Annotated in this window: 11 protein-coding genes; 1 reads left to right on the top strand and 10 read right to left on the bottom strand. The window is 42.7% G+C overall.

From position 1 onward, the window contains the following. Positions 1–19 precede the first annotated feature (19 nt). From ACUTQ5_RS03380 to galU, 10 genes are all read right to left on the bottom strand, one after another. The gene (locus ACUTQ5_RS03380) at positions 20–811 is read right to left on the bottom strand and encodes a polysaccharide pyruvyl transferase family protein (protein ID WP_445650082.1); all 792 of its coding nucleotides are present in this window, start codon (positions 809–811) and stop codon (positions 20–22) included. Continuing rightward, positions 783–2,084, bottom strand: a complete 1,302-nt coding sequence (locus ACUTQ5_RS03375; protein WP_445650081.1) for a flippase — start codon at positions 2,082–2,084, stop codon at positions 783–785. The genes ACUTQ5_RS03380 and ACUTQ5_RS03375 overlap by 29 nt, the downstream gene beginning before the upstream one ends. An 83-nt stretch (positions 2,085–2,167) precedes the next feature. Continuing rightward, positions 2,168–3,226 (bottom strand): glycosyltransferase family 4 protein, encoded by a 1,059-nt coding sequence (locus ACUTQ5_RS03370; RefSeq protein ID WP_445650080.1) that lies wholly within the window; start codon positions 3,224–3,226, stop codon positions 2,168–2,170. Positions 3,227–3,263: 37 nt separating this feature from the next. Further along, the gene (locus ACUTQ5_RS03365; protein ID WP_445650079.1) at positions 3,264–4,301 is read right to left on the bottom strand and encodes a hypothetical protein; all 1,038 of its coding nucleotides are present in this window, start codon (positions 4,299–4,301) and stop codon (positions 3,264–3,266) included. A gap of 286 nt (positions 4,302–4,587) precedes the next feature. Continuing rightward, positions 4,588–5,724, bottom strand: a complete 1,137-nt coding sequence (locus tag ACUTQ5_RS03360; protein ID WP_445650078.1) for a glycosyltransferase family 4 protein — start codon at positions 5,722–5,724, stop codon at positions 4,588–4,590. A gap of 105 nt (positions 5,725–5,829) precedes the next feature. Beyond that, the gene (wzc, locus tag ACUTQ5_RS03355) at positions 5,830–8,007 is read right to left on the bottom strand and encodes a tyrosine-protein kinase Wzc (RefSeq protein ID WP_445650077.1); all 2,178 of its coding nucleotides are present in this window, start codon (positions 8,005–8,007) and stop codon (positions 5,830–5,832) included. A 12-nt stretch (positions 8,008–8,019) separates the two neighbouring features. Continuing rightward, on the bottom strand, positions 8,020–8,454 hold the full coding sequence (locus ACUTQ5_RS03350) for an arsenate reductase/protein-tyrosine-phosphatase family protein (RefSeq protein WP_445650076.1): 435 nt from the start codon (positions 8,452–8,454) through the stop codon (positions 8,020–8,022). 11 nt (positions 8,455–8,465) lie between these two features. Next, positions 8,466–9,602: a polysaccharide export protein gene (locus tag ACUTQ5_RS03345; RefSeq protein ID WP_445650075.1), complete on the bottom strand. Its 1,137-nt coding sequence runs from the start codon at positions 9,600–9,602 to the stop codon at positions 8,466–8,468. A gap of 450 nt (positions 9,603–10,052) precedes the next feature. Beyond that, a complete protein-coding gene (locus ACUTQ5_RS03340) occupies positions 10,053–10,946 on the bottom strand; it encodes a UTP--glucose-1-phosphate uridylyltransferase (protein WP_445650074.1) in 894 nt (297 codons plus the stop codon). A 45-nt stretch (positions 10,947–10,991) separates the two neighbouring features. Next, the gene (gene galU, locus ACUTQ5_RS03335) at positions 10,992–11,891 is read right to left on the bottom strand and encodes a UTP--glucose-1-phosphate uridylyltransferase GalU (RefSeq protein ID WP_445650073.1); all 900 of its coding nucleotides are present in this window, start codon (positions 11,889–11,891) and stop codon (positions 10,992–10,994) included. 659 nt (positions 11,892–12,550) lie between these two features. Here galU and ACUTQ5_RS03330 point away from each other — a divergent pair. Then, entirely contained in the window at positions 12,551–14,137 is a 1,587-nt protein-coding gene (locus ACUTQ5_RS03330; RefSeq protein ID WP_445650072.1) for a TerC family protein, read from the top strand. Positions 14,138–14,158: the final 21 nt, after the last annotated feature.

The raw sequence follows: 14,158 nt of genomic DNA, 5'->3' as shown, positions 1-14,158 counted from the left end.
ATCGACGGGTGCGAATTGATTACCAGAGATCGTAAGGGAATGCTTTGAAAAGGCGTTTAGAAACTGTCGGCATATCAATGGGCTCTGCTGGAGTCAATGACAAAGCCTCTTCAATCGTAGAAGCAATGGGATATTCTTTTCTTCCCGTACCAAAATAGTAATCATCATACTTGAATTTGGATTCGCCGCTGTTACCATCAAGGAAAATCGCAGGGATTCCGTACGCCTCAGCAATAATAACACCATGCAAAGAGCTGGAAATTACAAATTTACTATTCACAATAGCCTGTGTGAAGGCCAATGCACCCTGCCGCGGTGAACAGAGGATATCTGCGTACTTATCATATTTTTTAAAATCCTCATTCATATGAGGGATAATGATCATTTCACGCTTTAATGATTCATCAGTCAGAAGCTCTTTACTGAAAAAAGTAGGCAATAACAATGCTGGATCGCCATACACCTCAGGAACCGAGATGCCACGCTTTTGCAATAGTTCACGGGTTAGTGGTCCACGTACAGCACGCACATCAAGATTGCTGAACTTCATTTGCTCGTGGCTGATCTTCCCATTAATCCCGGTACCCCAAATGCAATCACCCGTATTGGCAAAATGCATAACAGAACCAATGGAAAGCAATTTGTTCTTTGCATTACTCTTATCGAGGATACCTTTATCTTTAAGAGTCAACATTTGCTCAACAATGACTTTTGCCAAATGGTCACCAGCATTATGGATACCATCCTTCGGCTCCCACCAAAAAACCCGCGTTCTTAATTTGTCATTTTTTGAAAATTTTAGCTTTAACATTAAAAATTAATTCCTGATAGGTATTTAGTTTTAAAAGGTCTATTAAAACCTTAAGCTTAATATTTGCATTTTTCCGTGTTTGAGGTGTCACCCATTCGATAATAAAAGCAACACAACTGTAGCTGATAATAACGGAAAATGCGGCGCCAGTAGCGCCATAAATTTTTATAAAGAAATAGTTAAGACAGATACTCAAAAGCAGACCAAACGCGTTTCGTATAATAGCAAAGCGTTCGAGTTTAAATATACTGTAATATAAGCCACTGAGGTTGACGATAACTAATACTGGCAATGAAAGCATCAATACAGCAAAAACAGGAACTGATGCACTGAACTCTTTACCAAGCAAAAATGGAATTAACCACGGAGCGGAAAATGCTAGTAGCAAACTGATAGGAATACTGGCAAGCAGACCGTACAGATAAAGGTTCTCAAGGTACTTTTCTTTGTCTAAGGACTGACTTTTACTGATGTAAGGAAGAAAAACCCCAGCCAACAACGAAGGTATGGTGAGAAGTTGCTCTACTAATTTATATGCGCCCGCATAAATACCCACACTAGCCGTACCAGCCAAAAGTGATAACATAAATTGGTCAGTTCGCATATTTAACTGAACAATAACTACTGATATCCAGAAAAACAGTGAGCGACTGAACAGATGCTTTCTGATAACTGAACGGTAAAGCCGACTTCTCACTCTAGTAATTTTCATTTTGTGCTTGCGGGTAGCAAATACGCAAAGCAAGTTAATAATGAGATTACTGAATGCATATGTCAGCATAATATAAATTAAATTATTCTCACCTACAAAACAGAGAAAAATTCGCAATAATGCCATAAGGAGAGAAACAGTAACTCTGATTTTCACCAGAGTTGCATTCTTTAAATTCGCTTCAAAATGATAGGTGAATATCTCAAATGGTGAAGCTACAAATGCCAATAAAAGTGCATAAAATTTTATATCATAATTACTGATATACAAATATAATAAAGCAACAATAAAAAAGAAAAGAGAGCTCGCAAGCTTTATATTAAAAGCTTGATTAAATATTAATGCTTCACGGCTTGGAGACTTTAGTGATGAATAGACCCTACGAATCCCAAACTCAGATACTGTAACCGCCAGTAAATAATAAAGTTGAAAAATAGCGAGCTTACCAAAATCCTCAACGCCCAGGTAACGGATAACAATGACATTAGAAAGCAAAAGAATAAATGTCGTTGCGAATTTTTCCGTAACCAAATAGAATATATTTTTAACGAGATTACTCATTTTTCACACAACCATTGAGAAAAATTTCAAATGCGTTAGGAAAAATTAATTATTTCCAAGAGCCCAATTAGTTTGAAACATCATTACAACTTATTGATAATATCATCTAATCTTTTAGCCGATTCATGCCAAGAATAGTTTGGGATATTATTGTATCCGGCAATCTTTAATTCATCTCGCAATTTTTCATCATGAACAATCTTATCGAGAGCATTGACCATGTCTTTATGGTTATAAGGATCAAAATACAAGGCACTTTCCGCCAACACTTCAGGTAATGAAGCCTGGTTTGATGATACAACCGGACAACCACAAGCCTGCGCCTCAAGCGGAGGTATACCGAATCCTTCATAAAATGAAGGGAATACAAATGCCAGAGCACTTTGATAAATACTGACTAACTCTTCATCAGTAACACGGCCTAAAAACTCAACATTTTTCATGTCAATTTCGCCGTTAGCAGAAAAGTCAATGCCAGAGAAATTCTTATTCTTGCCACCAATAATCTTCAGTTTGATATCAGAGTTTTTTGATATGACAGAGAAAGCAGCTAATAGCCCATGAAAATTCTTATGATAATTTGGGGACGAAACCGATAATAAAAATGGTTCATCTACAACTTGTCTTTCTGTTTCTCTGCGAGTAAATATTTCTGATACTGCGTTAGAGATCACAAAAGTTTTTTGAGTATCATAATTATAAGCATTTGTGATTTCTTTTTTGGAGAACTCGCTCACAGTCAATAATGCACGACTATTCTTCAGCATTACCGGAATTAGCAGGTTATACATTAACCTGAATTTCCGCGAATAACTTTCTGGAAATTTTTTATAGGTAATATCATGATGTGTAACAATTTTGTTTTTATACCATAATGGCGCTGTATTCCCAAGATTGACGAGCAAGGGACTTCCATTATTTTTTAAGAAAACAGGAAGATCACGCTGTTCCCACTGGTGCCCCGCTCTATTACCGATGACTTTAACATTAAGTAGATCAGCAGTTTTTTTATTTTTAATATCACCAGGAGAAATAAAGACAATATCATCTCTAATTTCTTGCAATGCTAAGCTGATTTGCTCTGCAAAACGTTGTACACCAGTAAGTTCCTGAGTAAGAAATCTTGCGTTAATAAAAACCATAAATACCTCAATGACGATGCCATTTTACAATATAAACTTAACGTATCTTCTCGTGGAGTTGTTTGGCATCAGCCACTTTATAAAACTCATCCTGCCGGAAGGACAGAAGCAATGTAGAAATGATTATTGAGAAAATATAACCTGGATAGTTTGTAATTGGATTGTTATATACGAAATTAATCGAAATCGAGATCATCCAATAGAGAAATACTCCTGGGAAAAAGTATCCTCGACATACCTTCATATATAATCTGAGTAAAATTATAGAAGAGGCTAATAAGAAAATAAATATCCCCACGCCGCCATAATTCGAAAGCAAGAAAATATAAATACTATCAAGTGGTATTGCAGCTATATCTCCGGTTGCGGCGTTGCCATTAAGACCATAGCCGGCGCCACTCAATATAGAATATGTATCGCTATGCCTAACCTCTTCTATTAATAGAATCCTTGCCAATATACTTTGTTCTGCATAGTTATTGTCACTAGAATAAAGTGATTTATATACACCCAAATCCGTCATGGTGGTATAAAAGAATGTCAGCAAAACTATACAAACCATCGCCACACTTGCCAAACTTAATTTCAGCGGCAAGAAACGACGGATGAAAAGATAACCAAAATAGATAACAGCCATAATCATGGCCGTTTTAGATGTAGAACATACAATACCGGCAGTGACAATAATAATATACTTAAATCTATGCTTGTTGCTCACAAATGGGCTTAATATCAGACCGAAGAACAAAAATTCAGCTAATGTAAAAGGCCCACTAAAAAGCCCAATGGCCCTGAAAAAGCCACTGGCAGAACGCAAAATCAAACCGTTATCTTTGCCTACCTGTGTAAATTGTAGACCTGGATTTACCCCAGCAACAGCATAAAGCACACCGGAAAATAAACTTTCCAAAATAGCGAAGATTGCATTGATAACTGTGACGACAATATAAAATTTGATTATTTTAAATAGCAACTGCATCCGATGTTCGCGTTCTAAACAAACAAGGAAAGCACCTACCAGTAATGCACTATAGGTAAATAGTTCAAAACGGAATTGAGTGACAATGTTACCCATTTTAAAATTATTATTGAGTATAGATATCAATACATAACTCAAAGATAGCATTACCATCCCAATAAATAACAACAGATAGTTGCGGAAACCAGGACCTAATCTAGCCTTGTTAGCCACCAGGTATAGAAGTAAAAAAGCCGGTAATATCAGCGAGTAAATATCTTTATAGATTAATAAAAAACGCGTCGTATTATGGGCAACAATGTTCAATACTCCACTGATCGAGAGAACCATCAGGTATGTAATAACGAAGTAGTCGACGATTTTTTTTGATGATAATCCCATATTAGTTTTTATAAACCTCTTTATAATCAGCAGCCAACTGCCCTACATCAAAAGGGTTCACATCAAGTGCTTCAACATGGTGATTCTTTAGTGTTCTTAACTTCTCTAGTGTAAACTCATTCAGCTCATAGATATTTTCATAATATTCAGCCACTTCCGCTACGCCGCCAGCGTAGGAGGTAAAGACATGCTTTCCTGCAGAGGCAGTTTCAGCAACAACACGGCCAAAGGGCTCATTCCACATTGTCGGTAAATAAACCATATCGATTTTTGCTAAAAATGATTCAACCGGTACAAAACCGAGTAAATGGACACCAGCACGTTCCGCCTTTTCTTTTAAGTGTTCACCCTCAATCGAGGAGGCCAAACGCCCGGCAGCAAAAAACTCAACTTCATTGGGTATCGTCATTTCCTGCGCTTTATCACAGAAGGCACTGAATCCTTTATCTTCAGTTAAACGACCAATAAATCCAACACGAATGACTGTAGATGTTTCATTATCAACAGTTATATTTTTAATTGGATTATAAACATGCTGATGAGCTGCGTTCTGTGCAAAGCCATTATCACGGTGTAGCGCTGATATATATTTACTGATACCAACAAACTTATCTATATTTTTGCTTTTTGATTTTTTTATGATAGATGCTAGTTTTATTTTTGTAGACTTTAAATCCATATTCTTTCCAGATTGGAATAAAGTACAGTTGTGATGCAATAAGTAATAATCGCGGGCAGTATGAACCAGTTTAACATTCTTATTTTTGACAGCATCCCAGATTGCAACTGAAAAACCGCTAATATTATTGGTGTGAACAATGTCGGGGTTAAACTCATCCAGCTCTTGCTCAAAAATTTTCCCCATCATCGGGTTAAAGTTGTCAATTAAGTGCCAGAGAATCTTTTTAACTCTCCCTTTTTGTACATTATTGAACGGCCAATACAAATTTTTTAGCGGGAGGTAAACTACTTCTACACCGTTCAATTCCGTTTGCTTTCTGGTTTTTTCATCATGGAGACAAACAACGCGAACTCTATCCCCTTTAGAAACCAGCTCCTCAGCCAAAAGTTGTACTGACACTTCCGCACCGCCAACTTTAAAAGGTGCATATAATGTATTAACAATTAATATATTCATAATAGCCGGTTTTTTTCAGGCATTGCTGCTCTGTAATATTAAGCTGTTCGGATAGAAGCGAGGTTATAAACTGTTTATAACCTCTTTTAGATAGTAGTTACAGGCTTATGCGTCTTTACTGCCAGACTTGTACTCGTACTGATAGTAACCGTAGCTACCGTAATAACTGCTGGCACGACGTTCAACGGCGTTGAGAATTATACCTTTGATTTCGATCCCATTCTGATCGAACCGGCGTACGCTGATCTCAATTTCTTTGACGGTATTCATACCAAAACGTGCAATCATCAGTGCGGTACCTACATGATGACCGATAATCGCAGCATCTGTTACAGCAAGAATCGGCGGTGTATCGATTAATACCAGATCATAGTTCTTGTTCGCCCACTCTACCAATTCAGTAAAACGACTGTGCATCAGCAATTCTGATGGGTTAGGTGGGATCTGACCACGTGGAATAAAGTCCATTCCGCCAATCTGCGTCGGACGGACAGCATTACTGGCATCAATCTTTCCTGAAAGTATATCCGAGAGCCCATTTTGCCAACTGGTATCAAGCAAACTATGTGAATAGCCCTTACGCATATCAGCATCAATAACCAACACTCGTTGACCTGCCTGAGCGATCACTGCCGCCAGGTTGATACTAACAAAAGTTTTACCGATATTTGGGCTAGCTCCAGAAATCATCAATACGTTGTTTTTTGCTTCCATCATCGCAAAATGCAAGCTGGTGCGTAGGCTTCGTACTGCCTCAATTGCCAAGTCAGCCGGATTACCGACAGCGAGTAAAGAATTCGCTCGCGCATTAGATTTTCGGTGACTACGTAATAATACTTCCCGGTCTTTCTTCTGTTGCCACTCGGACAACGGAATGCTGGCGTAAACATTGATGCCACGTTGTTCCAGCTCATCTGGATTTTCGATACCATGATGCAGCATAGTTTTAAGCATCACGATACCCACAGAAAGCATCCCGCCCAAGACTACACAAATAAGTACAATCAAGGTCTTACGAGGTTGAACTGGTTTTGGCTGAGTGACTGCTGGATCAACAATGCGCACATTACCTACGGTACTGGCCTTGGTGATGCTCAACTCCTGCTGTTTGTTCAGCAGTTGCATATAAATTTCTTTGCCAGCATCAACATCACGGGTCAGGCGCAAGATTTCTTGCTGAGTTTTTGGCATCACACTAATGCGTTTGTTGATCTTTTCACGCTCACCTTCCAGTGTTCCGCGTTTTTCCATCAACGCACGGTAAGCCGGGTGCTCTTTGGTGTAAAGCTTCGAAATTTCGGCTTCTTTGAAGGTCAACTCATTTAATTGGGACTCGACTGAAACTACAGTATCCAGCATGGATTTAGCTTCAAGGGACAGATCAACAGAGTCATTATCCTGGCGGAACTTATTCAGCCTATCTTCAGCAACCTCCAGTGAACCTTTGACCTGTGGCAATTGTTCTTTCAAGAAATCGAGGCTCTTGGCAGCTTCTTCCGATTTTCGCTCAACGTTCTGCAGCAAATAGTTTTTTGAGATGCTATCGAGCGTTTTGCCTACTAATTCTGGGTCGTTACCAAGTAAGGTTAATGCCAGAACACCGGTATCCTTCCCTTTATCTTCAACGGTCAAAGCAGAAAGAATACTGTTGATGGTCATCAAATCGCTACGTTGCGAAACGCTAAAAACTGTGCCTGGTTCAGCATCAATTTCACTGACCAGCATAGTGACGCCTTTCTGTTTGACCAACTCACCCGTTTTTCCTTTAAGGAGCTCATCGCCATCCACAATCAAAACGAAGCTGTTTTTGTCAAAAACTTCTAATTCAATGTCTTTTTCATTCCAGCCATGTGGAATAGACAGACGCGACAGTGCAATCCTACCCGGCTCATTCCCCGTCAAACGATTCCAGCCTTGGCCGAAAAGAGGAAAATACTTTTGTTCAACTACCGTGTTCAAATTCAGATCTTTAACCGTCTTTCCCAGAACCATACGGGATTTGATTAGCTCTATTTCGGCAGCTGAACCAGGTTGACCTGACGGTAGCATTTCGGAAAGGTTATTGAGGATTGAGTTCCCTGAACTTTGTTCAACCTGGACTAATGCATCAGATTGATAAACCGGTGTTGCGAAAAGAGAATAGACAATGCCGATAACGGCAAATAATGTCGTAACCCCTATAATTAGCCAACGGTGGTCTAATAAAGTCCCCAGTAGCCGACCCAAATCAATCTCATCATTACTTGCGCCCGCAGTGGGACCCAATTTGCTATTATCAATCATTGTCATCTCTGGTTAACGATTTAATGCTTTTGCCCATTTCTGCGCAGCTTCCGCCAGAAGGTTGTAAACGAACTCAAACGCTTCGTGGCTCTTCTTGTATGGATCTGGAACTTCTGTCTGACCTAACCAATGGGCAAAAAGCATCGTTTTCCCCCTAACTTCAGGAGCTAAGCGGCACACCGCTTCAATATGATTTTTTTCCATTACCAGTATCAATGAATAATCACGACACATTTCCTTGGTTAGTTGCTGCGCAACATGGTTGTCCAAAGAAAGACCATTTGCTTCTGCCACCGTCACAGCAGCGTCATCTGCCGCTTTTCCAACCAGGGCACCGATACCAGCAGAAGCAATTTTTTTATGCGGCAATTGTTGTTTCAAAAGCCGCTCCCCCGTTGGAGAGCGGCAAATATTGCCCACACATACGACCAAAACAGAATCGAACATGACGTATTCCTCTATGGCCAATTACGAATACGTAAAACACCTTCGGTCAGGTTGTTGAAACCGTCGATAGTTGGTACTAACTGAGATACCAAGCGATTCCAACGGGCAACCGGAGCGGCGGTGACATAGACAATGTCATAGGGTTGCAGCTGGAACTCAGTCCCCATCACCATCGCCGTCGCATCCGACATGTCCAACTGATAGATACTAGCCAACTTCTTGCCCTGTGTGCCATGCAGAGGACGAATAACAAATATCCCCGTAGCATCGGCGCTGGTTTGAGAAACACCTTGGGTAGTGCCTAATGCTTCCGTCAATGTCATACCGCTGCGATCCATTTTGAGCGTCGCTGGGGTTTTAACTTCCCCCATCACAAACACTTTCAGATCGTCGTTACGGGGAATATAAAGAATATCGCCCGGATAAAGCAGACGGTTTTGAGTGAGATCGCCATTTTGCATCAGTTTCTGCAACGACAGACTCTGCTCTTTACCATTGTGGGTAAGGACAATATTGCGCCAGTCTGCATTTTCCGTCAGACCCCCAGCGGCATTGATAGCGTCCATCACGGTCAAAGGTACGTTGGTGATGGCCTGCTGACCTGATTTGGCAACTTCTCCGGTCACATAGGCTTTCTGAGAGCGGAAAGCTGCAATATTCACGTCAACCTGTGGACTTTCGATGTACTGGGCCAATCGGGAGGCTATCTGATCGCGAATTTGGGTAACTGTTTTACCCACCACATTCACTTTCCCGATGTAAGGATAGAAAATAGTACCATCAGAATGCACCCAGTTACCGGTGTCACTGGCGCTACGATATTGGCCTGCCGGTGTGGTTAACTCTGGGTGATCCCAAACGGTGACGTTGAGCACATCACCCACTCCGATCCGATATTCATAAGTTAGCAGCGAGGCATCCAGCGGACCATTAGGCTGAGCAACCACTCTTGCCGGGCGGAGAGAATCTAACAATTTGGGTGTCATCGGATAGATATTGACTAACTGATCAATATCAAAATCAGCATCCTCTTGTTTTACAAAATCTTTACCGCTAGTGGAAAGGTGGGTTCCTGGGAACACTGTACAACCACTGATTACGCTGATTGATATTAACAGCGATATCATTTTCAATTGTCGTTTTGCCATCAAATTATCATCACTTTCAAAGTAAATGTATCTGCAAAGCTACAATGCTAGCCGACCATGGCCGCGTCTCTGTAACCTTACCAAAATGCCTCGGTTTATGTTCCCGTCTTTTAACGGAAGAGAACCTGCTGCAATAAACCTGCAACGTTTGTCTGCTGTTGATGAATACAAAGATATTATTATTAACGATGTAAAGTATTCAGCTTTTGCCGACACTGATGACTTCCTACAGCCACGTACGATAATTACCCTAAAAAACAGAATGTTGCTGTGTTTTGCAACCTGATTTACAAAGAGAAACCGCGAAGGCCAAAGGGTAAGACAGCCTGTAATAGAATGTATACTAATATAAAAAATGAAACAGTGAAATTACCTAAGATTCAATGGGTGCGGCAAATTGCCCTGGCAGCCTCTAAAATCGCTGCCAGGCAAAAAAACACCGCATCGATCCTAAAGTGACAATTTTTCTGCCCACTCACGGAACGCCTTACCCTGGCTAGGGTGACGCAAACCATAAGTAACAAATGCACGCAGATAACCCAGTTTTTCACCGCAGTTAAACGACTCACCAACTAGCTCGGTAGCTTCCACCGGTTGCTGTTTCAATAGTTCAGCAATGGCATCCGTCAATTGTATGCGGCCCCACGCACCCGGCTCTATTTTTTCAAGAATAGGCCAGATATCTTCTGAGAGAACATAACGCCCTACCGCTGAATAGTTGGACTTCAACTGAACCTCACGACCTGGTTTTTCAATAATAGAGGTCATAAGAGAGCTCTCACCGGGCTGAAGTTTATTGGCTTCACATTCAACTACCGAGTAATCATACAAAACATGCTCATCAGCAGCCTGAACCAACACCTGGCTCAAACCCGTCTGTTCGAAGCGAGCAATCATATGCGGCAAGTTGTCTTTCTTCAGGTCGGCTTTGGCGTCGTCAAGCAACACATCCGGCAACAGAACGACAAAAGGTGAGTCCCCTACCAGCGGCTTGGCACAAAGCACCGCATGCCCCAAACCTTTTGGTTGCCCCTGGCGAATATGCATTAGCGTTACGCCTTTAGGGCAAATAGATTGCACTTCATCAAGCAACTGGCGCTTAACGCGCGCTTCAAGCATCGCTTCCAACTCGAAGGAGGTATCAAAATGGTTTTCGATTGCATTCTTGGATGAATGCGTCACCAGGATGATCTCTTTGATCCCTGCTGCAACGCACTCATTAACAATGTATTGAATCAACGGCTTATCAACGATCGGCAACATTTCCTTTGGAATAGCCTTGGTTGCAGGCAGCATACGCATACCCAGACCTGCAACGGGAATGACAGCTTTTAACTTGGTCATGGTAATCCTCTTGATATCTTATGATCGTCTTCTCAGCCGTAATTCTTACTTGCTGTTCAGCGTTTGTTTTAGCCACTGGGTAAAATCTTCACCTTCGGAGGCGTGGCGCAGTCCGTATTGTACGAATGCCTTCATATACCCCAACTTATCGCCGCAGTCATGAGATTTTCCGCTCATATGGAAGGCTTCTACGGTTTCCTGCCCCATTAGAGAAGCAATGGCATCAGTTAACTGAATTTCATCACCGGCACCTGGTAAGGTTTTTTCCAATAACGGCCATATATTAGCTGACAAAATATAGCGACCAACTACCGCCAAATTGGAAGGCGCGTCTTCGAGAGCTGGCTTTTCCACTACCGCCGTCATTGGAGTACTCTCACCCGCAGACAACGCCGCTCCGCCACAATCCACTACGCCGTATTTCGATACGTCTTGTTCCGGCACCGGTTCCACCATGATTTGACTGAAGCCAGTCTCGGTAAAACGCTGAATCATTTTGGCTAAGTTTTCTTTGCGCAGATCGGCTGTTGAGTCATCCAGCAACACATCGGGCAACAGAACAACAAAAGGATTATCGCCTACCATCGGTTTGGCACACAGAACCGCGTGCCCCAGACCTTTAGCCTGTCCCTGGCGTACTTGCATTACTGTCACATCTGAAGGACAAATACTCTGCACTTCTTCCAGCAACTGGCGTTTGACCCGTGATTCCAGTACCGCTTCAAGCTCAAAAGAGGTATCGAAATGGTTCTCAATAGCATTTTTAGAAGAGTGAGTTACCAGAACAATATCTTTAATCCCAGCTGCAACACATTCATTAACGATGTATTGAATCAGTGGTTTATCGACCACCGGCAACATTTCTTTAGGGATGGCTTTTGTCGCCGGCAACATACGGGTTCCCAAGCCTGCTACGGGAATGACAGCCTTCAATCTTTTTTGCATGTTTTTTATCCACATTCAATAATTATTACATAGCTGAACCAAGCCGCTCATGAAGTCGGAAACGGGATAGTTGAGACACGCTACCGCCCTTGGCTTTCAGCTACCAATGTACTGTCATCGTTCTCTGCAGGTGACTAGGTTCAGTCACGTTTTAATGTAAATCGAGGGATGTACTCTTTTGTTAAGCGATAGTTAGATCACAAATGAAACAAAATAAATACGCCCTTATAACCAAACGATGATACTTGTAAATGTTTATATGGCTAAGATTCTTATACTATTGCCCTATCGATACAAGCCTAAGATACCCATTGGGTACCCTTTTCAGAATAAGACTACCCACAGGGGTAGACTCAGCAAAGTGTAGCAGTCAATGAAATCCATAATGGTTTGATTTTTAAAAATTATATTTACGCTGCATTTATCAACAAACGTCTCCCCCCATATTCCAGAAACTGAGTTCCTTTTCAGAAAATTCCCCATTTCTCCTTGTGTCACATTTTGATCCCTTCCTGCATGGATGAATTTTTATGCATTATTTTTGCTTGGCTTTTCATTTGGCAGGCAAGTCCCCCAGTTTTAATGTTGAATTTTCCTGGCTCAACACCCATCATTCGTTTGCGGCATAAGCCGTCGAACTTACAGGTGAAATTGGGCGTATGGAATGGATCGCAGATCCAACAATTTGGGCCGGCCTGGCCACTCTGGTCGTGCTGGAAATCGTGCTGGGTATAGACAACCTTATCTTTATCGCCATCCTGGCGGAAAAATTACCAAAGCATCAAAGAGATAAAGCCCGTGTTGTGGGTTTATTGCTGGCGTTACTGATGCGTCTGGCGTTATTGGCCTCGATCTCATGGTTGGCGACACTGACTCAACCGTTGTTTTTTGCCGGCGGACATCCCTTCAGCGGCCGCGATCTGATAATGCTGGTTGGAGGTATCTTCCTGCTGTTCAAAGCCACCATGGAGCTCAACGAGAGACTCGAGGGTAAAGATGAAGAGCAACAGAGCCAGCGCAAAGGCGCCCGCTTCTGGCCAGTGGTGGCACAAATCGTGGTGCTGGATGCGGTCTTCTCGCTCGACTCGGTGATCACTGCCGTCGGCATGGTCGATCACCTAGCAGTCATGATGCTTGCGGTTTGTATCGCTATCGGATTGATGTTGTTGGCCAGTAAACCGCTAACGCGCTTCGTCAATGCCCACCCGACGATTGTCATCCTGTGTCTGAGCTTCCTGCTGATGATCGGTTTCAGTCTGGTTGCCGAAGGCTTTGGCTACCACATTCCGAAAGGTTATCTGTACGCCGCCATTGGTTTCTCAGTGATGATTGAAGCCTTGAACCAACTATCGCAGTTCAACCGCCGTCGTTTCCTCTCGACGGCACGCCCCCTGCGCGAACGAACCGCAGAAGCCGTGCTGCGCATGTTGAGCGGCAAGCATGAAGAAGCGGAAATCGACAACCAATCCGCCAACCTGTTGGCCGATAGCGGCAATGAAAGCGGTGAAATTTTCAACCAGCAGGAACGCCATATGATCGAGCGCGTGCTGGGTATGGCGCAGCGTACGGTAAGCAGCATCATGACCTCCCGCCATGATGTGGAATACCTCGAGCTAAATGATCCGCAGGAAAAGCTGACCCAATTGCTGGAGAAAAATCAGCATACGCGCATTGTTGTTGTAGAAGACAGCGCCAGCGATGAACCCCTCGGTGTCATTCATACCATCGACGTGCTGAAGCAACAGTTAACCCAAGCGCCACTCGATTTACGTGCCTTGGTGCTACAACCACTGATTTTTCCCGAGCAGTTGACCCTGCTGAGCGCCCTTGAACAATTTCGCCAGGCACAGACCCATTTTGCCTTTGTAGTAGACGAATTCGGTTCAGTTGAAGGGATAGTCACGCTGACTGATGTGATGGAAACCATTGCAGGCAACCTGCCGGAAGCCGGAGAGGAAGTCGATGCCCGACATGACATTGTGCTAAATGATGACGGAAGCTGGACTGCCAACGGCTATATGCCGCTGGAGGATCTGGTGTTGTATCTGCCATTACCGCTGGAAGACAAGCGTGAGTACCACACGTTGGCCGGACTGCTGATGGAACACAGCCAGCGCATTCCCCAGGAAGGCGAGCAGTTGCGGATCGGTGACTACCTGTTTGAACCACTGGAAGTCAGTAGCCACCGTATTTTGAAGGTAAAAATCACCCCGTTGTTGGTACCAGAACCAGACTACGAGGTTTAAACCAGGGCCGGGCATCGCCCG

Source organism: Serratia sp. NA_112.1 (assembly GCF_052691715.1).
This window is presented reverse-complemented; position numbering and strand designations above follow the sequence as displayed.

Coding starts and splice junctions, on each gene's coding strand:
- ACUTQ5_RS03380 (WP_445650082.1), bottom strand. CDS start 811: ATGTTAAAGCTAAAATTTTCAAAAAATGACAAATTAAGAACGCGGGTT.
- ACUTQ5_RS03375 (WP_445650081.1), bottom strand. CDS start 2,084: ATGAGTAATCTCGTTAAAAATATATTCTATTTGGTTACGGAAAAATTC.
- ACUTQ5_RS03370 (WP_445650080.1), bottom strand. CDS start 3,226: ATGGTTTTTATTAACGCAAGATTTCTTACTCAGGAACTTACTGGTGTA.
- ACUTQ5_RS03365 (WP_445650079.1), bottom strand. CDS start 4,301: ATGGGTAACATTGTCACTCAATTCCGTTTTGAACTATTTACCTATAGT.
- ACUTQ5_RS03360 (WP_445650078.1), bottom strand. CDS start 5,724: ATGAATATATTAATTGTTAATACATTATATGCACCTTTTAAAGTTGGC.
- wzc (WP_445650077.1), bottom strand. CDS start 8,007: ATGATTGATAATAGCAAATTGGGTCCCACTGCGGGCGCAAGTAATGAT.
- ACUTQ5_RS03350 (WP_445650076.1), bottom strand. CDS start 8,454: ATGTTCGATTCTGTTTTGGTCGTATGTGTGGGCAATATTTGCCGCTCT.
- ACUTQ5_RS03345 (WP_445650075.1), bottom strand. CDS start 9,602: ATGGCAAAACGACAATTGAAAATGATATCGCTGTTAATATCAATCAGC.
- ACUTQ5_RS03340 (WP_445650074.1), bottom strand. CDS start 10,946: ATGACCAAGTTAAAAGCTGTCATTCCCGTTGCAGGTCTGGGTATGCGT.
- galU (WP_445650073.1), bottom strand. CDS start 11,891: ATGCAAAAAAGATTGAAGGCTGTCATTCCCGTAGCAGGCTTGGGAACC.
- ACUTQ5_RS03330 (WP_445650072.1), top strand. CDS start 12,551: ATGGAATGGATCGCAGATCCAACAATTTGGGCCGGCCTGGCCACTCTG.